The organism is Bacillus sp. URHA0034 (assembly GCF_056280405.1).
Genome location: NZ_JBWCDK010000002.1, coordinates 6,202,865 through 6,220,859 on the forward strand (window position 1 = coordinate 6,202,865; position 17,995 = coordinate 6,220,859).

Sequence of the window (17,995 nt, forward strand, 5' to 3'; positions counted from 1 at the left end):
AACGTAAAACAGCATCAATACTTCTTGGCTCAACGCTACCCGTTAGCCATCCATGAATCGCTAAAAACCAGCTCTTCACCACAAAGAATGAAAATGTATTGAATCCGTCCATACTGGTTCTAAGGCTGGGAGAGGAAGGTCGATACACTATGGTGCCATAGAGCCCATCCGTTAGTCTGACTCCAACGACCACGGTGCATCACAAACTGTCGCTCCCTTGCGGGAAGCACTCATGGTAGATTAATCCTTATTCTGATTGTTGCACCAGCCTCCAATTTTACAAGCCTAGAAAGGAAGAATTTCAATGGATATAATCATTGAAAGAGCATGTGGTATGGATGTTCATAAGGATAATATCACTGCGTGTATTATGACACCTGATGGAAAGGAGATTCAAACGTTTTCTACTAAAACAGTGTTTCTACTCAAGTTAATCGACTGGGTTAAAGAACGTGGTTGTACCCATGTCGCAATGGAAAGCACGAGTGTTTATTGGAAACCTATTGTCAACCTACTAGAATCTGAAGGGATTGAGTTTCTAGTTGTAAACGCCCAACACATGAAGGCACTCCCAGGTCGCAAGACCGACGTTAAAGATGCCGAATGGATTGCACAACTTCTTCGCCATGGTTTACTGAAAGCGAGTTTCATTCCAAATCGGACTCAAAGAGAATTGCGAGAACTAGTTCGCTATCGCCGTAGTATTATTGAAGAACGGGCAAGACAACATAATCGGATTCAAAAGGTTTTAGAAGGAGCCAATATCAAACTAGGTTCTGTTGTTTCTGATATTATGGGGGTTTCAGCAAAGGATATGCTTCGAGCTATGGCAGATGGCGAAGATGATCCTGAAAAGCTAGCAAACTTTGCTCGTCGTACAATGAAAAAGAAAAAAGAGGAACTTGAATTAGCACTCAAAGGCTATGTAAATCCACATCAACGATTAATGCTTAAAACGATTTTAACTCACATTGATTTTCTAACTGAGCAAATCGAAATGCTAGACCAAGAGATAGCTCAACGTGTTAGTTCTTATGAAGAAGATATTGAAAGACTGGATTCAATTCCTGGAATCGCCAGAAGAATGGCTGAACAAATTCTAGCTGAAATCGGTACTGATGTTAAAAACCAATTTCCAACTGCGGCACATCTTTGTTCATGGGCAGCTCTCGTACCTGGACATAATGAAAGTGCAGGGAAAAGAAAATCGACTAAATCCAAAAAGGGAAATAAGTATTTAAGATCAGCATTAACTGAAGCAGCTCAATCAGTCAGGGGTTCAAAAAACTATCTTGGTGCATTGTATCGACGAACAGCTGGACGAAAAGGCAACAAAAGAGCAGCAATTGTAGTTGCACATGCGATATTACGAATCGCATATTACCTGTTAACTAGAAAAGAAATGTATGTAGACTTAGGCGAAGACTACTTTGATAAAAAGAGACAGGCATCTATTGTACGCCATTCAGTTCGAAGACTAGAAAACTTAGGCTATTCGGTTACAATAACAGAAGCTTCCTAATTCATTAATTAAGTACATATACACCATGGATCAGACGCTCCTCCCCTTTTTTAAAAAATGAATGAGCTGCGTCTATTTAAGTATTGCCATTTTTCGGATCTCACAGAAGTTAATTTTCATGGTAGTAAAATAAGAAAAAAACGCTGCCCTAGCAACGCCTCATCGATCTCTTGCATCTTCAGTTAGTAACAAGTTTCAATCACTATTTTTTTGATTTAATTATAATAAATGACGGTTTTCGTTTTTCATTAATTAATTTTGGCATTTTTTCTAATCCAATTGATGTTGATTGTGGTTCAATAATCTTCTCAATGACAAGTCCATTTTCTATAAGAGTATTAATTAATGTTGAAATGGTTCTATGATATTTAATAACCCCATCAATATACCAATATTGCTCCCTTTTTCCTTCTTCTTGGTAATTATCTATCGCGTAATGTAGTCTGTTCCCTTCAATATCCTTAACCCAATTATTCATTTCTTTGCGTGCTGTTACTATCGGGTGTTCTGTTGAAAAGATAAATTCACCATTGTCTTCTAATAGTCCACTAATTTTTTTTATTAAATTTGAATAATTCTCTATGTAATGTAAAGCTAGTGAACTTATTATTAAGTCAAATTTTTGATTTGATAGTTGCATTTCTTCTATTGGAACACAAATATACTTTATTTTTTCGTGTTTATTATTCTTTTCTGCCTCGGAAATCATATTTTTAGAGATGTCTATTCCAATAACCTTCGAAGCTCCATTATCAATACAATACTTCGATAAATGACCAGCCCCACATCCTAAATCTAACACCGCTTTATCCTTTAAATTAAAAATTAATGATTTAATTGCTGGCTGTTCAACAAAATCATTGTAGGTGATGCCACTACCACGCAATAATGAATACTCATTAAAGAAGGTCGAATTATCATAGATATTTTGTTTCATTTACTCCCTCCAAGTGGTAAAAATCTTTATTTTTTATTTCTAGGTGAATCATCCAAATCCCTTTATTATAGAAATGATAATCAACTAACCTGCAATTTAGTTCAATACCAAAAAATTGACCGCCGCAGCGATCATCATCTTGAGCACAAGCACCCATTACTTGAATAAGAAAAAGCATTACCGTTATTCCAGTAATGCCCCCGTTTGTTTAAGTTAGTTCTTCACAAACAAAAAACAATGTAATAAAAAAAGATTAGAAATGCGGCTCTCTAGATTAGGTCTGCTTCTCTTTTTGTTCTTGATTTCGTCCACATCCAGACTTCTTCAAGATGGCATCAACAATCTTTAAATTTCCAATTAGAACTAAATAAAGGAAGGGATAGCAGAAAGCGGAGTAAAGTAAGTTCCAGTCCTTTCCGTAATACATGTATCCCATCTTTAGGAATGTCCATTCAAAGCCAGTGGAAGCTACTGACCAAATCAATATGTAAGATGCTGCCCACCATTTGGGTTTAGCGTATGGATAGAAGTTCAGCATGATAATGGTTGCGGCAGGATACCTAACTACTACCTTTTATCTCGATCTGCTTCTTACACTAATCTGCCACATTAGTTCACCCAAAAAATGACCGCTGAGCAACCATCATCCTAAACAAAAGCCCCCATAAGTTGCGTAACTTTAGCTTCATTTATCACGTACACCGTTATAACCGGACACTTTTTCATAGAAATACTGTACCGCATACAAAATATACGCTTTGTAATGTATATAGATAAAGAATTGAAAATAGTTTAACCTATTTAGACGAACAATTTTAATTTTTTTTAAAAAAGGCAGGAAGAGAAAAGCAAAGATTCCATTTGCTATCACATTAATCAATACATATTTTTTAAAGTTTCCATATGAAAATTTAAGGAACCACAAAGACATAGGAAAATAAGGACCCATATCAAAAGGAAGTTCATCCCTTATAAAAGATTTTGGCTTATCGTAAAATTCCCACCACTTCCTATTACGTGCATACAAATGATTAATCATTTCAAACATAGCTATAAACACACCCGCTACAGAATAACGTTTGATACTACGCTTACCTATAAATAACAACGATAACCAGGGTATCAGTATTAAAAATAAATTAAATACTTTGTGCCTCTTTGAAGTCATATGTGAAACTCACCTCTCACAGAATTTGTTCCATTATTTTGCTAATGTTTCCAATTATTATATAAAAAATCCACTTATAAAAACATAACAGTCATATGTAACAACCTTCATAAACTGCCCGTTCGTTTTGTGATATTCCAACTATTGTTGCAATTTTAAACTAAATGTATAATTTTGCAGATACCACTTGTATACACCTCCTATATTCTGTTATTATTTCATAGTATTTAGTAAAAAGGAGTCAAAATTACAATGTTATCCTCAAAAAACGTTGAAAAAAGCAACTATATGAAGATTATTGAATTGTTACGACAAGAGATGATTCAAACAGCACTTAAAGAAGGACTTACCAGTAAAAAGACAATTGAACTTAGTCAAAAACTAGATGGGTATATTACAAGATATCAAGTTTCTTTGAACTAATTAGGGGTACGCACTTAACTAAGTAACAATTTATCTTCATCTTTAAACCAATTATTAGGATAAACTTTAAAATCTAATGGAATATGCCGAACTTCTCCTAGTGTTTCAACACAATCAAAATAATGTTTAACAAAATGATTGAATGATTTAACCATTATTTCTCCAAAATTGTCTTCAGTTAACTCGCCAAACATCTCCTCAAATTCCTTCTGGTGTATTGTTATAACTAGATCAAAGTCTCTAGGTACTTCTTTTTCTAATGTTGAGCCTACAATGAAAATGGGATAATCGATTTCCTGTGAACACTTCTTTTCCCACTAATGTATTTATGTCAAATACGGCATGATAACAAAACCCTAGTTCCACTAACCTGCCAGTTAGTGGAACTAGAAAAAATGATCGCCGCAGCGACCATTATCCTTAACAAACTTCCTCTTTCGTCCATATAAATGATTTATAATTTCAAAAATAGCTATAAAAACACTCGCTAAAGAATAACCTTTGGTACTGCCCTTACCTATAAATAACAACGGTAACCAGGGTATCATTATAAAAATAAATTTAATACTTTTATAAAAGCATAACAGACATATGCAACAACCTTGACATAAACTGCCCGTTAGCTCAAAAAGAAAAGATGCCAGGAAGGCAGTTGCAATATTCACTTTAATAAATCAATCTGTCCTTACATTGATAAGAGATCACTCTTCATAAATAAAAAGACCCTTGATCAAATGATCAAAGGTAAGGGGGCTTAGTGGTCTAGGCTAAGCCCGTTAATTAGGAGGTCTAAACTTGAAGAAGTTTAAACACAAGATAATAATACCATTGTCTGAATTTTGTTTCAACAATTTAAAGCGTTAATGTATTAAATAAATTAAAAAATCATCATATTTACATATTTATCAGTAAACAATTTTCAGCTTATCAAAATTTCAGTTACAGTGGGATAATTAAATAACTTGTCCCAATAGTTTAAAGATAGCCTTCTCCCTTTTTACACAATATCTTTAAATTTCGTAATAATCTCTAAAATAACTTATATCGTCGTTTTTTGTCGAATCCCTTTTAAAGGTTAATAAAATGATTCATAATTAATTCATATCAATGGGGAAAGGAACAGTACCATGATTCCAATTGAATTAATTTGCCGTGAACTTAAAAGATTAACAGACGATTATTATAAATGTGACAATCCTGAAATCAAAAAAATAATACAAAATGATATGAAACTTTTAAGTTATGCCCTTTTTGTTTCAGATCTACCTGAAGAAATATAAACCTAAGTTTTATGTACTTTTATTCATTGGTTTTTATTTCCTCATCGTTATAAATCTATAACTTTATAATAGTATGTCGAGTGATTGATGCTCTCGGCTTTTCCCCTCTAAAACACAAGTGGTACTTTTTATCGCCTTTTGTGTCTATCACGTAATAAAACCTCAAAGAGTTGATTGAACTTTAAAGCTAATATTCCGTTTAAGAAAATCAGATTTTTTTCATTGTGTGTAATAATGCACCTAAACTAAACTCCCAGTTAGTTAAATAAGAAAAGGGAAGTAACTGGTACCGTTTTGTAGCACAAAATGTGTAATATTAAATAATGTTTCATTCTGAGTTAAGTCCTAGCTGTTTTCATTTTCATCGGATAGTTCTAAGTCCCATCTTTCTTCTACTAATTTGGAACCAGTCCACTCGTAATTATGTTTTTCTTCTGTTAATGTAAAATTATATTTTCGATATAAATAACGAGCAGTTTCTAAAATACTTACCGTCCATAGGTAAACATGTTTGTATCTTTGTTTTTTACAGAAATCGATGGCAGTCTCCATAAGTTTCTTACCTATACCCATGCCATGATAATTTTCATCCAAAACAAACCATCTTAATTGGGCAACTTTATCATTGGATTTAGTAATCGCAATCGAACCTACAATTTTACCATCTACTTCAGCAATCCATAGTTCTCCTCCATCTGTATTGATCATAAATTCAGTTAAGCCCTTCATAACGTAATATTCAAACATTCTTCCAAACTTATAAGTATTTTCGTACAATGTCCCATGAAGGTGAGCTACGAAACCAACATCTCCTGGGTGAAAAGTTCGAATTGATACCTCTGATTGAGAAGGAAATTCTTTAGTAAATATGGATTCTATGGTTTCCATGGAATTAATCAGCTTGGTCAAATTACGATTCGATATTTCTTGAATCATTTTTCCAACTTCACGATTTGCATTTTCAACTAAGTAATTATAAATTTTTTTACCATAGTCAGTGAGATAAAGTAAGTATTGGCGTTTATCGTTTGATGCTTGCTGCTTGAAAATAATTTTTTCTTCCTCAAATTTTTGAACTATTCTACTCATCTGTCCACGGTCTATTCCCAGATTTTCTATAACTTCCGTTGAAGTACAACCGTTTCTAAAATTGATTTCAGTTATAACACGAGCTTCTGTTAAAGGAAAAGGCTTATTATAGATTTCTTGGTCAATTCTCCCTAGAACATTTGCATAATACCGATTGAATTTCCGAATTTTTTCCACATATTGATTCTTTTCCATCTTTTTTCTCCCTAATTTTCAGACTATTTAACATTAACGATATCTTATGACATTTAGTTGATTTAGTCAATCAATTTAATTGATTTAGTCAATTAATGGTCATATCACTATGAAAGATGCAAACAATAATCATAAATTTTTTAATACAATGCGGAAAAAACAAGAATCTTTTAAGGTCTTCTTCAGCTATCCTGCCATTTAGTGCAAAAAGAAAAACTGCCTAAATGACAGCCTTATCTGCAACTATTGCCCCTGTTTGTTGAAGTGATTTATTCACAATCATCCCATCTCTTAAGAATAAAAAAAGAGCTGTCCAAAACAGCTCAGTGATCCAAAATTAAATTATTTTTTCAAAACTGGAATCCAAATTTCACTTTTAACAGATGGTGAAGTTAAATCTTCAGTTATAATCGACAAAATTTCGGGCCCTTCTGTTACCTGATAATTGGAAGATGGAAACCACTCTGAATAAATTCTTCCCCAAGTTTCCTGCAGTGTACTAGGAAAAGGTCCCGTTGATTCAAATATCGCCCATGTTAAGGCAGGAACTACAAGTTTTGAAAAGTTTTCAGGGCATTCTTGAGTCGTTGCTACACCTATATATTGATCAAGCTCACCTTTTTCTTCCATGCGTCCTTCAGAAAAGTTTGTAGATGCTTGAATCATCCCTTTAAGTTCAACATTAGAGAGTTTTTTTAATTGTTCTATTTTTTTCATAGTCAAAGATTTCCACATTGCTGTAATTTCCGGGTTTTCTCCTTCAAAAATAATTGGAACTCTTTTCATGATACCAACTATGTTATATGCCTCTTTTTGTTCGATTCGGTAATTCATTTCATTTCCTCCTATAATTGATAATTGGAAGGTCATTGGTGGAAAGGCTTTTAATTGCTGGCCGTTATTTCTTGCTGCTGATGGTGTTACACCATGTAAATTTTGAAAAGCTCTAGTAAAAGAGTCTGGAGAAATGTATCCATATTTAACTGCAATATCAATTATCTTTAAATTAATATTTTCAAGATCAAATGCTGCTAAGCTAAGTCGTCTACGGCGGATGTATTCTGATAATGTAATACCTGCAAGAAAAGAAAACATTCGTTTAAAATGATATTCAGAACAATGAGCGATTCTTGCCACCACTTTGAAGTCTATTTCATTAGTGAGGTTATCCTCGATATACCTCATTGCATCATTCATGCTCTTAAGCAAATCCATTATATGACCTCCTTTCATCAATAGAATAACAGGAGCTGACTGTATCCGCCCGACATTATGTGCACCATTTTGTCGGTTTAATCCTCTAACAGTTTGCATTGTGTAAAAACAAATAAAATAAATCCTAGTAAGATAAACCTTTGTTTAAACATTAAAATTCACTTCGTATTAACATTCATTCCTTAATCCTCCAATTAGTTATTCGTTATTACAACAAATAAAAAAGGAGCGCCGCATCCCTCCCTGTTCTTCAACTCTTGCACCCGTTTGTTTAAGTACATTTCTTTACAATCTCGCTGGCAATTATGTTTTCCCATAACAAAAGCCACCAGTATGTCGGCAGCCTGTTTTAGCAACTCCTATATTTTTCTATTCCCACACAGTATGGTGAAACCAATAGAATCAAAGAACAGCTAAACCTTGCGACCCAAGGTAAGGAAAGTTAGTCCAGGCAACAACCTGCAATCTTACTAGACTACCATCATCTTGGATATTAAAAATTGACACTGTACCCTGATTTCCGTTAAGGGTGTAAAAATGCCGTCCATCTTTACTCACTCCAACATCCATCGGAAGACCTGGTGCTGTGCCTGGGGGTGTACTGGTAATATGCCTTACTACCGACAATGCACCATTGGGATCGATTCGGTAGGTGGAGATGGTACCGCTTAAGGTGTTGGTAATGTATGCAAAACGTTCATCTCTCGTAGTTACAACCCAACAAGCAGCTTGATATCCGTTTGGTACAGAGCCGCTAATCACATGAAGGATACCGTCGTTGCTCATTGAATAAGATGAAAGTGCATTTGATGCTTCTTCCGTAACTAAGAGGATTCCAGACGATAGAAAGTAAACGCCAAATGGTCCTTGACCGTAGGAATCATTAACGATTGGTCCTGTAACCGTACCATCTTTATTTACAGAGAATACACTGAGATGGTTTGAAGTAAACTCGGATACAAGGATTTTACTACCATCACGAGTGAAGAGAACCTGAGCGGGCTGAGCATTGAAAGTACTGAGAGAATGGGTGGATCCGGGAATAGGAGTAAGTCGTCCGTTATTATCTATGCGAAAACCAGTGATATTGGAGGCAAAATTGTTAGCCACATTCCCTACATTAGCAACATAGACAAGATCACCAAACACATCTACGGTATTGGGCTGAGCACCTCCTGATGGCTTCACATCCACGAGAACGGGTGCACCACTGTCAGTAATGATAAAACTGCTGATACTATGGCTGCCTGCGTTCACTGCAAGCAGGAAACGTCCATCACGGGACAAAGTTAGGGCTCCTTGTGACGCAAGGGGATCGACACCATCCTGTACCGTTGCAGTGGAGACTTCCTTTGTACCAGTACCTCTACCATAAGTTGGATAGGCACCCGCAAAGGTGAGCATTCCATTCATATCCCTGTAAAAGGCAATGACTTGGTTCATTACTTCATTATTGGTCATCATGTACACCATACTCGTACGCGCACGAAAATAATTGTTTAATATCTGCATTTTATGGCTCCCCTCCTTTTCATAATTTTATATGATTCTTTAGCCAGTTAAATTCCCCAAATGGCTGTAAGTTGGTTTACAAACAGAGGTGGACTATCATCGACTTATCCCACTAACATGCCACGTTAGTTCAACAAGATAAAGCTGTATTGTCAAAAGTATCTGCAATATAATGAAAAATTTATGGATCAGGTGAAAAACTCTTTTCAATTTTAGTTTTACTTGGTATTATTCCTATTAATACAGTAGGAATAGTGGGTGTTTCCAGAAATGTCTTTGTATGAAAAATTACCAAGTGATTTTTTGATTCAATTTTATTATGAAGTGAAAAAAATGATTTCAAATGGATTAGTTTCTAAAAATATGTACTATGAATTAGGACTAATCATTGCAGTTGCATCAAGAAGAGGAATACTATTGGATAAGCCACAAGATTTTGAACAACACATTGTCCACGAATTGTTAAGGGAATTAAGTAATTAGAATCCGGGCGTGATTAAAATAAGAGATTTTCCATTAAACAAACAAAAAGCCACTGATATAAATTAGTGGCTTTCTTCAACTAAAGCACCCGTCTATTAATCATAACTATGGGTTGATTACATTAAGATAATTTAGTAAATTAACGGTGAATCAAAATTATTTAAGGAAGAATTGATTGGGAAAGTCGAAAGCTAATTTAATGGATTAATTAACAATGCTTCTTAAAAACCCCAAAATTCTTAAAGAACCCTCTTTGGATGGTTCTTTTTTATATTATCGGTTAATTGGTTCTTGATGTTAATTTTAATAATTAGAAAGAGAATTCTCACATATCTATTGTTTATCTAATTGGAATATATTACTATATAAAAATATAAATATTTTAGGAGTGATCGTGTGAAAAGCAAATTTATGTTTTCCTTTATGGTATTACTGTTTGGATTATTGACTATTGTAGGAGCTGCTTCTGCCCAAACTATTACATATCAACCAACCCTCGCACACAAAGATGGTACATTGGCCTACGAACACATGAAATACCTTACGTATGAAATCGGTCAAAGGGTAGCAGGAAGTCCAAATGAAAGACTAGCAGAACAATATATTAAAGGCCAATTTGACCGAATTGGGCTTGAGACGAATGTACAACCGTTTACTTATACAAGTAGAGGGAAACAAATTTCTTCTTCTAACGTGATTGCCTATAAACCTGGAAAGTCTGCTAAACAAATCATCGTAGGAGCTCATTATGACTCCGTTTCCGTGGGGCGAGGTGCTGATGATAATGCTTCAGGCGTGGGAGTGCTATTAGAAGTGGCAGAAGTTTTGAAGAATATAAATACGCCTTACTCCATTGTATTTATCGCATTTGGAGCTGAAGAAACAGGATTAAAAGGTTCTAGCTATTATGCGAATCATATGACATCCGATGAAATTGACAATACGGTTGGTATGATTAATATGGACAGTCTTGCTGTTGGTGATAACATGTTTGTTTATGGAGATGAAGGCGAAGCGGGCTTCATTCGGGAACAAGCATTAGCAATTTTAGAAAAGAAAAAACTAAACGTGGGAACAAACCCAGGGCTGAACCCTGATTACCCAGCTGGCACGACTGGAGATTGGAGTGACCATGCACCATTTAAAGCAAAGGGTATCCCTTACGGATATTTAGAATCCACTAACTGGGAAATCGGCGATTTAGATGGCTATACTCAAACAGTGGAACATGGTGAAGTTTGGCATACACCAAACGATACGATTGATTTTATCGAAAATGCGTATCCAGGAAGAATTCAGGAACATTTGTCTACCTTTAGTGTTTTATTAACAGATCTATTAAAATTTATGGACAAGACAAGCACTTCTAAATAGTTCCACCTCAAAACGGAAGGCTGCCTCACTCAAATGTGAGTCAGCCTTTCTTAATTTTAACAATCATGTTCAGACATAAAAAAGTATTTCTAAGTTTGTCGAATCGATTATTACTACACCTCGTTAAACTATCGCACCCGTTACTTTAAGTGAATTACTTCCCAATCTCAATTAACTTCAGGTTGATTAATCATTTATTTTCATGGGAGCATCTCCTACACCGTTAGTGAATAATATCCCCTGAAATTGGAGAATTATAAGATAACAACAACACTAAAACACCAAAGCGAAAAGGGACTATATTATAGTCTCTTTTTACATTATGCTGAATTTAACCTTTGGAAGATGTTTAAATATTTATCCTATAAACGTGAATAATACCTTTAACAAAGAAATAGGGAGGAACAAGATGGATAAGAATTCATTTGTTGAAGCACAGATTACGGAACATCAGCAAAACAAAAAATTAACCGCTTCAGAGCTAGCAGATTTATTTGCTAATTTTCAGGGAGATAGTATGTTTACTTGTGTATTCGAACATTTTCTCCAAGTGGTAGAAGATGATGAGGTTAAAGATTATGTGGAATTTGCAATAGCACTTTCTAGGAGACATATCAAGCAAATAAGTGATATTTTTACTATGGAAAAAATCCCTATACCTGTTGGTTTTGGGGAACAGGATGTTCGAAAAGATGCACCTCGTCTATTCAGTGATATGTTTATGGTTTTTTATATCACACAAATGGCAAGTATATCCATGACAATCTACAGTAGTTCTTATGGAAATGCAACTAGACAAGATATTATGAATTATTTTAGAAACAATATAAATGATTCAGCAGAAACGTATGAAAGAGGGACGCATTTATTACTTTCTAAGGGAATGGATTTAAGTCCTCCAACAATTCCTTATGCTAATAAGGTTGATTTTGTTGAGAAAAAATCATTTATCTCAATATTAACTGGAAAAGATAGACCACTTACAGCCCCTGAGATAAAGAATTTACAACTTAATATCAATACTAATATTTTAGGTAAATCAATAATGCTAGGTTTTAGTCAGGTTGCCTCTTCAGAGAAGCTTAGAAAATACTTTCGAGAAGGTGCGGAACTTTCAGGTAAACAAATTAATGGATTTTCCCTACATTTATCAAATCAGGACTTGCCCACTCCTAAGTTAATGGATGCACAAGTAACTGATTCAACTAGTTCCCCTTTTTCAGATAAACTTTTGTTATTTCACGGGGGAATAGCAGGAGCTGTCGCACTAACCAACATGGGTGCTGCCCTCGGACAAATGATGAGACATGACCTAGCGGCAGAGTTTTTAGCATTTATTCCTGTGATTGGAAAGTATAACAATGATGGACTTAATATGATGATTGAACATGGGTGGATGGAAGAACCATTTACAGCTGCGGATAGAAAAAAAATCTCTGAATCTTCACCAGGGAATCAGACTTAAAGTAGGATGAGAAAAATGTGAATAAGAATGCATTTGAAAAACTGTTATGGTCTGTCGCATTACCAGGTTTTGGACAAATACTGAATCAAAAATATATAAAAGGCATATTGTTTATATTCCTTGAATTTCTGGTAAATATCCAATCTAACTTTAATGAAGCAATTATTTCAAGCTTTCATGGAAATATTGATACATCTATTGAAGAAATAAATTTCAAATGGCTAATGTTTTATCCCTGTTTGTACTTTTTTTCTATGTGGGATGCAGTAAAGGATGCAAACGGGAAAGAAGAAATTTCTCCGTTTCTGTTTCTTCCTTTTGTTTTTTCAGCATACATTGTAACTGTTGGTTTAATTTATTCGACCAAGATTAAGCTATTTGGAATATTGTTAGGACCTGTTTTTTTACCAATGCTGTTTGTAATCCCAGGAGTTTTAATTGGGTTTGTTATAAAAAAACTCATAATAATGTTCATAAAATAAGAACGCTATATTAGTTTTGTGATGTAACGAATGGCGTTCTATTTTTATGTAATTTACAGAATCCTCTTAAACTAACCTGCCACTTTAGTTCAATAACAAAAAAATGACCGCCGCAGCCGATCATCATCTTGAGCAAAAGGCAAAAGCACCCAGTTAGCTGAATAAGCAAGTATTAGAAATTTGTTCTTATATTATTTTTATAAATGTCCACTTTGTTTGCTGTAAAATTCAATAATTGATTTTTTCCATTGATTTTAAGACCAATATTTATTGATAAAGGTAATTGAATTTTTTTAACTACTTCTTCTAAGGCATAGTATTCGTCTTCTCTTTTGTTATAAAAAACAACTGAACTAATAAATACTTCATCATCTTCAATATCAAGACTGCACATCATTGGAAACTTTTCACCATCATTTGTTGATAATTTCCCTGATACTATCTAACCATTTAGTTCTTCTGTGAAAATTCTTGTTTCTGATGGTCTTACCCACGTTTCGTCTTGATCTTCATTTTCCTCTTTATCTATTGCCCATTCCCATATCGGATTTTCTTTAAAGTCCTCAATGGATAATTCATCAACTGGTTTACTTTTACTCATAATTACTATCTCCTTTGTTGCCCGTATAACAGATAAATTCTATATGGTAAAAAATAAATCCTTCTTCAAGTAACCTGCACCGTTAGTTCAACAAAAAAGCCTTATAGGTTCTGTGGCTAATCATAGGAATTATTTTGGCTTTACTTCAAAAACTGTTCTCCCATATTGCTTATTTCCTTGAGCTTCCCATTCCAATTCAAACTCAAGAATTGAATTGTTCTTGGAATAGACGCTCTCCATGGCTGGGCGGTATATCCCTCTATCAAGGCGTGGAAAAGCGATGGCGATTATTGCTTCAGCTGCCTCTTTGGCATTTGGGTTAGGTCCTGTACTAGGGGGAGTGATTACTCAATATTTAGGATGGAATTATCTTTTCGTTGTCACTATTTTTTCTGTCCTGTCTATTCCTTTCTTCCTAAAATTATTGCCTAATGAGGTGATTAAAAAAGGACATTTCGATTTATTCGGTGCTATTCTTACGGGGCTTAGTGTAATAGGTTTGTTACTTTTTCAATCTACATTTTCGTATGGGATACTATTAGGAATAGTCGTTCTTTTTGCGGTATGGTGGAAATATCTTAATAAGACGGAAGAACCGTTTATTCCGCCAATCCTACTTAGAAATAAGCAATATACAAAGCTCCTTCTTATTAATTGTTCTGCTTTTTTCATTAACTTTTCACTTCTGTTTTTAATGCCTATTATTCTCACAACTGTATTCGGAAAAGAACCAGCAGAGCTAGGACTGATGATTTTTCCAGGTGCCATTATCGCCATGGTTGCTGGCATATATATAGGAAGATTCATTGACCGTTTTGGGAATGCACCCTTAATTATTTTTGGACAGTTATTGTTATTAAGTGCCTCAATCTTATTTGCATGGTTCTCTTCTGCAAATCCCTATTTTATCCTTTTCATTTAAATATTTGCTAGCGTTGGCTTTACGGCAATTTCTTCGAGTATTTCGAACGAGATAACAAGGATCTTGCCCATCAATCAAATTGGTTCGGGGATAGGAATCGTCCAATTAATGCAATTTTTCGGTGCGGGTCTCGGAGTGACTATTTCTGCATTACTCATAACCATTCAAGAAGGATTATCTTGGGAAATGGTTTATCGAAATATTTTTATTTGCTTCTCAATTGTTAACATTATGACTGGTTTCATATACGGCTTCTATCTTCGTAGAGCTAGGTTAAAGGAGTAAAGTTAATTTGTTCATCGCTTGAATAGAAATAGGACGAATTTATTAGTTGGTTAAAGGTGTTATTACTTTGTTCCAAAAAAGACAAAGGCATTTTTTACTTCCTAGAACGCCTCATGGCGTTTTAGTATACTATCAAGGCAACAACAATAAAAAGAGCAACGCGATTGCGTTGCTTTGTTCCACTCTTGCACCCGTTTAAAAAAACAGGAGTTTCATTCGTCTAGCAACGACCACAAATTATAAATAATGAATAATGATAAAAAGGTGAGTACAGACCGAATGCTTGCCTTTTGGATATTTTCAAAGTGACCTACCTTTTTAAACTAATTAAACCAAAGCCCCCTTAAAAAGAATGCAGCTGACAAAACATCAATGTGGTAAATTCACCACCTTGTGGTTGACTACGACACGGCGGATGAATAGTGCCATGACCAAGCCAATTAATGCTATAGTCATCGTGAACCAGAACACGCTTTGTGATCCTGCCGTCATCGCGTTTGCTATTTCGGTTAGCTTGGTCGGATCGGAGGAGCCGTGCAAGTATTTCTCCATACCACCAGTAAGGATACTGATTGCGACCGCTGTTCCAATCGCCCCCACGACCTGCTGCAATGTGTTCATGACTGCTGTGCCGTGAGGGTATAACTCCGGCGGCAATTGATTTAGACCGTTCGTTTGAGCAGGCATCCATATCATGCCTACCCCAACCATGAGCCCGATATGCAAGGCCACGATAAAGCCCACTTTAGAAGCAGGAGATAGGGTAGTAAAGAACCATAACATGACTGAAACGATCACGAGACCGGGAATAACAAGCCATTTCGGTCCATATCTATCGAACAAGCGCCCCATACGCGGGGAGAGGATACCGTTCAGCGCGCTGCCCGGCAAAAGCATGAGTCCGGTAGTGAACACAGAAAGTCCTGTACCCGTCTGCAGAAACATCGGCAGGATAATCATGCTCGACATAATGATCAACATACACGACAGTACCATAAGCAGCCCAACGACGTACATTGGATATTTGAAAACGCTCAGATTCATCATCGGATCGCGCATGACGTTCTGCCGCAGTATGAACAGCACCAGCGCGATGAGCCCAACGACGATTGAAGTAACCACGACTGCACTGCTCCAGCCTTCAGATCCTTCGCCTGCCTTACTGAAGCCAAAGACAACTCCTCCAAAGCCGATCGTTGACAATGCGACAGATAGTAGATCCACCCCAGGTTTTGTGACATCAGTGACATTTTCCAAATACTTCAGCCCTATTAACAACCCAATAATCAAAAGTGGCAGCGAGAACCAGAAAATATAATGCCATGTTAAATACTCTATTAAAAGACCGCCTATGGTCGGTCCGGTTGCTGGCGCAAACATGATAACAAGTCCAACGAAGCCCATCGCCGCCCCCCGCTTTTCCGGCGGATATATGACAAGAATGGTATTGAACATGAGAGGAAGCAACAATCCCATACCTATTGCCTGTATAACTCTAGCGAACATCAACATTTCAAAATTGAAACCGAGTGCCGCAATCAATGTACCTACGATTAAGCTAATTAGTGAACCTGTGAACATCTGCCTCGTCGTAAACATTTGCAGCAGCAACCCGCTCATTGGCATTAAAATGCCAAGAGTCAGTAAGAACCCGGTTGTTAACCACTGTGCTGTTGATGCTGTAATTTGAAATACTTCCATTAAATTAGTCATTGCTATGTTTAGAGCGGTCTCGCTAAACATGCCAACAAAACCGCAGATAAGCAACGATGCCAAGATGGCACGTGTATTGTATTTTTTCATTTCTATATCTCCCTGTATTTTTTGTGTCAGATTACTAGTGAGTTAATCAAAATATAATAAACTAGTTCATTTTAATTTTCTTGCTCTTCTTATTCAAATGGAATATCTATTTTCTGGATAAGGTAAACTTAAATTCCCACGCAAGGTGTTTGATTCATATTCTTTACGGAAAATTCCCCTTTCTTGTAAGATAGGAACGACTAAATCAATAAAGTCATCAAACCCTGAAGGATGCTCCTGTCTTATCAGTAATAGATCCATTGCCCCTGCCTCGTACCAGTTCTGAATTTGATCTGCTACTTCTTCTGCCGAACCAAAAAATTTCGGCTTTGGTATACGGTATATCGGCATCAGAGCTTGAAGTTCCTGGAATTTTTCTTCAGCTTCTCTTTCTGTTCTTCCTACAATCGGATTATGTGAAATTGTAAGTAGGAAATCATCAAACGAACGCCCTTCCAACTCCACTCTCCTCTTTAGCTCTTGACTAAAAGCTTTTGCATCTTCTAAATTATCAGCCGGGAGAAATACACCGTCTGCATGCTTTGAGGCAATATTCATGAAATCCGAAGAAGTGCCTGCTTGGAAAATTACCGGTCTTCCTTGTCTGGAACGGCTAATATTTAAAGGACCATCCACAGAAAAATAGTTTCCTCTATAATTTAGAGCATGCATTTTTTGTGGATCAAAGAATACGCCGCTTTTTTTATCTCGTATAAATGCATCATCCTCATAGGAGTTCCAAAGACCTTCGACAATCTCTAAAAACTCTTTTTTCATAGGATACAAGTCTGCTTTAGAAAGATGAGTGCGACTATAATTTGCTAAACCTCCTGGATTAGAAGTGACCGCATTCCATCCTGCTCGTCCATTACTGATTTTATCAAGAGAAGCCATTTGACGGGCAACAGTGAATGGATCCGCATAGGAAGTTGCAATTGTGGCAGTAAGCCCGATTGAATGAGTCACCATGCTTAAGGCAGACAGAATACTTACACCTTCAAACATACTGAGGTAATGAGGAATCATACCTGGTCCAATATGGCTAACGTCAGTTAAAAAGATGGTATCAAACTTTCCTTCTTCTAATCTTTTTGCTTTTTGTACATAGTAATCAATGCTTTCACTAGCATTTGCCGGCATATCTGGGTGACGCCAGCCCATGTAATTCCAGCCTACCCCATCTATAGTCCCGGCTATTTTAAGTTGTTTTTTCTCTTTCATTAATTTCACCTTCTTTTC

At 35.9% G+C, this 17,995-nt stretch carries 17 protein-coding genes and 2 pseudogenes; 8 read left to right on the forward strand and 11 right to left on the reverse strand.

What is annotated here, in order from left to right:
• Positions 1-304 precede the first annotated feature (304 nt).
• Entirely contained in the window at positions 305-1,522 is a 1,218-nt protein-coding gene (locus tag ACZ9EE_RS32265; protein ID WP_476025256.1) for an IS110 family RNA-guided transposase, read from the forward strand.
• Positions 1,523-1,724: 202 nt separating this feature from the next.
• Here ACZ9EE_RS32265 and ACZ9EE_RS32270 read toward each other — a convergent pair whose 3' ends face one another.
• The 4 genes and pseudogenes from ACZ9EE_RS32270 to ACZ9EE_RS32285 form a co-directional block, all read right to left on the reverse strand.
• On the reverse strand, positions 1,725-2,459 hold the full coding sequence (locus tag ACZ9EE_RS32270; RefSeq protein ID WP_476032763.1) for a class I SAM-dependent methyltransferase: 735 nt from the start codon (positions 2,457-2,459) through the stop codon (positions 1,725-1,727).
• On the reverse strand, positions 2,440-2,637 hold the full coding sequence (locus ACZ9EE_RS32275; protein WP_476032765.1) for a hypothetical protein: 198 nt from the start codon (positions 2,635-2,637) through the stop codon (positions 2,440-2,442). Before ACZ9EE_RS32275 ends, ACZ9EE_RS32270 begins: the two co-directional genes overlap by 20 nt.
• A 96-nt stretch (positions 2,638-2,733) precedes the next feature.
• Positions 2,734-3,012: pseudogene (locus ACZ9EE_RS32280) on the reverse strand (hypothetical protein); the annotation flags it as partial.
• Positions 3,013-3,144: 132 nt separating this feature from the next.
• Complete coding sequence (locus ACZ9EE_RS32285) at positions 3,145-3,627, reverse strand: hypothetical protein (protein WP_476032767.1); 483 nt, start codon at positions 3,625-3,627, stop codon at positions 3,145-3,147.
• 252 nt (positions 3,628-3,879) lie between these two features.
• On the opposite strand from ACZ9EE_RS32285, the gene ACZ9EE_RS32290 reads away from it, so the two are divergent.
• On the forward strand, positions 3,880-4,050 hold the full coding sequence (locus tag ACZ9EE_RS32290; protein WP_476032768.1) for an aspartyl-phosphate phosphatase Spo0E family protein: 171 nt from the start codon (positions 3,880-3,882) through the stop codon (positions 4,048-4,050).
• A 14-nt stretch (positions 4,051-4,064) separates the two neighbouring features.
• Here the strand turns inward: ACZ9EE_RS32290 and ACZ9EE_RS32295 are convergent, their stop codons facing one another.
• The gene (locus ACZ9EE_RS32295) at positions 4,065-4,244 is read right to left on the reverse strand and encodes a hypothetical protein (RefSeq protein WP_476032769.1); all 180 of its coding nucleotides are present in this window, start codon (positions 4,242-4,244) and stop codon (positions 4,065-4,067) included.
• 933 nt (positions 4,245-5,177) lie between these two features.
• Between ACZ9EE_RS32295 and ACZ9EE_RS32300 the strand changes: the two genes are divergently transcribed.
• Positions 5,178-5,330, forward strand: a complete 153-nt coding sequence (locus ACZ9EE_RS32300) for a hypothetical protein (RefSeq protein ID WP_476032771.1) — start codon at positions 5,178-5,180, stop codon at positions 5,328-5,330.
• Positions 5,331-5,675: 345 nt separating this feature from the next.
• Here the strand turns inward: ACZ9EE_RS32300 and ACZ9EE_RS32305 are convergent, their stop codons facing one another.
• From ACZ9EE_RS32305 to ACZ9EE_RS32315, 3 genes are all read right to left on the reverse strand, one after another.
• Complete coding sequence (locus tag ACZ9EE_RS32305; protein WP_476032773.1) at positions 5,676-6,614, reverse strand: bifunctional helix-turn-helix transcriptional regulator/GNAT family N-acetyltransferase; 939 nt, start codon at positions 6,612-6,614, stop codon at positions 5,676-5,678.
• Positions 6,615-6,956: 342 nt separating this feature from the next.
• Entirely contained in the window at positions 6,957-7,829 is an 873-nt protein-coding gene (locus ACZ9EE_RS32310) for an AraC family transcriptional regulator (RefSeq protein ID WP_476032774.1), read from the reverse strand.
• A gap of 402 nt (positions 7,830-8,231) precedes the next feature.
• Entirely contained in the window at positions 8,232-9,341 is a 1,110-nt protein-coding gene (locus ACZ9EE_RS32315; protein WP_476032776.1) for a lactonase family protein, read from the reverse strand.
• 270 nt (positions 9,342-9,611) lie between these two features.
• Here ACZ9EE_RS32315 and ACZ9EE_RS32320 point away from each other — a divergent pair, with 270 nt between their 5' ends.
• The 4 genes from ACZ9EE_RS32320 to ACZ9EE_RS32335 all read left to right on the forward strand — a co-directional run bounded on the left by ACZ9EE_RS32320 (position 9,612) and on the right by ACZ9EE_RS32335 (position 13,145).
• Complete coding sequence (locus ACZ9EE_RS32320; protein WP_476032778.1) at positions 9,612-9,824, forward strand: hypothetical protein; 213 nt, start codon at positions 9,612-9,614, stop codon at positions 9,822-9,824.
• Positions 9,825-10,220: 396 nt separating this feature from the next.
• Entirely contained in the window at positions 10,221-11,198 is a 978-nt protein-coding gene (locus ACZ9EE_RS32325) for a M20/M25/M40 family metallo-hydrolase (protein WP_476032779.1), read from the forward strand.
• Between the two features lie 409 nt (positions 11,199-11,607).
• A complete protein-coding gene (locus ACZ9EE_RS32330; RefSeq protein ID WP_476032781.1) occupies positions 11,608-12,663 on the forward strand; it encodes a DUF3231 family protein in 1,056 nt (351 codons plus the stop codon).
• Between the two features lie 17 nt (positions 12,664-12,680).
• Positions 12,681-13,145, forward strand: a complete 465-nt coding sequence (locus ACZ9EE_RS32335) for a hypothetical protein (RefSeq protein ID WP_476032783.1) — start codon at positions 12,681-12,683, stop codon at positions 13,143-13,145.
• A 172-nt stretch (positions 13,146-13,317) separates the two neighbouring features.
• On the opposite strand, the pseudogene ACZ9EE_RS32340 reads toward ACZ9EE_RS32335, so the two are convergent.
• A pseudogene (locus ACZ9EE_RS32340) lies at positions 13,318-13,746 on the reverse strand (hypothetical protein).
• Positions 13,747-13,984: 238 nt separating this feature from the next.
• Here ACZ9EE_RS32340 and ACZ9EE_RS32345 point away from each other — a divergent pair.
• The gene (locus ACZ9EE_RS32345) at positions 13,985-14,668 is read left to right on the forward strand and encodes an MFS transporter (protein ID WP_476032785.1); all 684 of its coding nucleotides are present in this window, start codon (positions 13,985-13,987) and stop codon (positions 14,666-14,668) included.
• Between the two features lie 654 nt (positions 14,669-15,322).
• On the opposite strand, the gene ACZ9EE_RS32350 is transcribed toward ACZ9EE_RS32345, so the two are convergent.
• Both ACZ9EE_RS32350 and ACZ9EE_RS32355 read right to left on the reverse strand, forming a co-directional pair.
• Positions 15,323-16,756 (reverse strand): DHA2 family efflux MFS transporter permease subunit, encoded by a 1,434-nt coding sequence (locus tag ACZ9EE_RS32350; protein WP_476032786.1) that lies wholly within the window; start codon positions 16,754-16,756, stop codon positions 15,323-15,325.
• A 93-nt stretch (positions 16,757-16,849) separates the two neighbouring features.
• On the reverse strand, positions 16,850-17,977 hold the full coding sequence (locus tag ACZ9EE_RS32355) for an NtaA/DmoA family FMN-dependent monooxygenase (RefSeq protein WP_476032788.1): 1,128 nt from the start codon (positions 17,975-17,977) through the stop codon (positions 16,850-16,852).
• Positions 17,978-17,995 lie beyond the last annotated feature (18 nt).

Bases quoted from the DNA above. Each gene is read 5' to 3' on its own strand.
- ACZ9EE_RS32330 (WP_476032781.1), top strand. From the start codon at position 11,608: ATGGATAAGAATTCATTTGTTGAAGCACAGATTACGGAACATCAGCAA.
- ACZ9EE_RS32275 (WP_476032765.1), bottom strand. From the start codon at position 2,637: ATGCTTTTTCTTATTCAAGTAATGGGTGCTTGTGCTCAAGATGATGAT.
- ACZ9EE_RS32310 (WP_476032774.1), bottom strand. From the start codon at position 7,829: ATGGATTTGCTTAAGAGCATGAATGATGCAATGAGGTATATCGAGGAT.
- ACZ9EE_RS32285 (WP_476032767.1), bottom strand. From the start codon at position 3,627: ATGACTTCAAAGAGGCACAAAGTATTTAATTTATTTTTAATACTGATA.
- ACZ9EE_RS32300 (WP_476032771.1), top strand. From the start codon at position 5,178: ATGATTCCAATTGAATTAATTTGCCGTGAACTTAAAAGATTAACAGAC.
- ACZ9EE_RS32270 (WP_476032763.1), bottom strand. From the start codon at position 2,459: ATGAAACAAAATATCTATGATAATTCGACCTTCTTTAATGAGTATTCA.
- ACZ9EE_RS32355 (WP_476032788.1), bottom strand. From the start codon at position 17,977: ATGAAAGAGAAAAAACAACTTAAAATAGCCGGGACTATAGATGGGGTA.
- ACZ9EE_RS32350 (WP_476032786.1), bottom strand. From the start codon at position 16,756: ATGAAAAAATACAATACACGTGCCATCTTGGCATCGTTGCTTATCTGC.
- ACZ9EE_RS32265 (WP_476025256.1), top strand. From the start codon at position 305: ATGGATATAATCATTGAAAGAGCATGTGGTATGGATGTTCATAAGGAT.
- ACZ9EE_RS32290 (WP_476032768.1), top strand. From the start codon at position 3,880: ATGTTATCCTCAAAAAACGTTGAAAAAAGCAACTATATGAAGATTATT.
- ACZ9EE_RS32305 (WP_476032773.1), bottom strand. From the start codon at position 6,614: ATGGAAAAGAATCAATATGTGGAAAAAATTCGGAAATTCAATCGGTAT.
- ACZ9EE_RS32315 (WP_476032776.1), bottom strand. From the start codon at position 9,341: ATGCAGATATTAAACAATTATTTTCGTGCGCGTACGAGTATGGTGTAC.
- ACZ9EE_RS32320 (WP_476032778.1), top strand. From the start codon at position 9,612: ATGTCTTTGTATGAAAAATTACCAAGTGATTTTTTGATTCAATTTTAT.
- ACZ9EE_RS32345 (WP_476032785.1), top strand. From the start codon at position 13,985: ATGGCTGGGCGGTATATCCCTCTATCAAGGCGTGGAAAAGCGATGGCG.
- ACZ9EE_RS32295 (WP_476032769.1), bottom strand. From the start codon at position 4,244: ATGTTTGGCGAGTTAACTGAAGACAATTTTGGAGAAATAATGGTTAAA.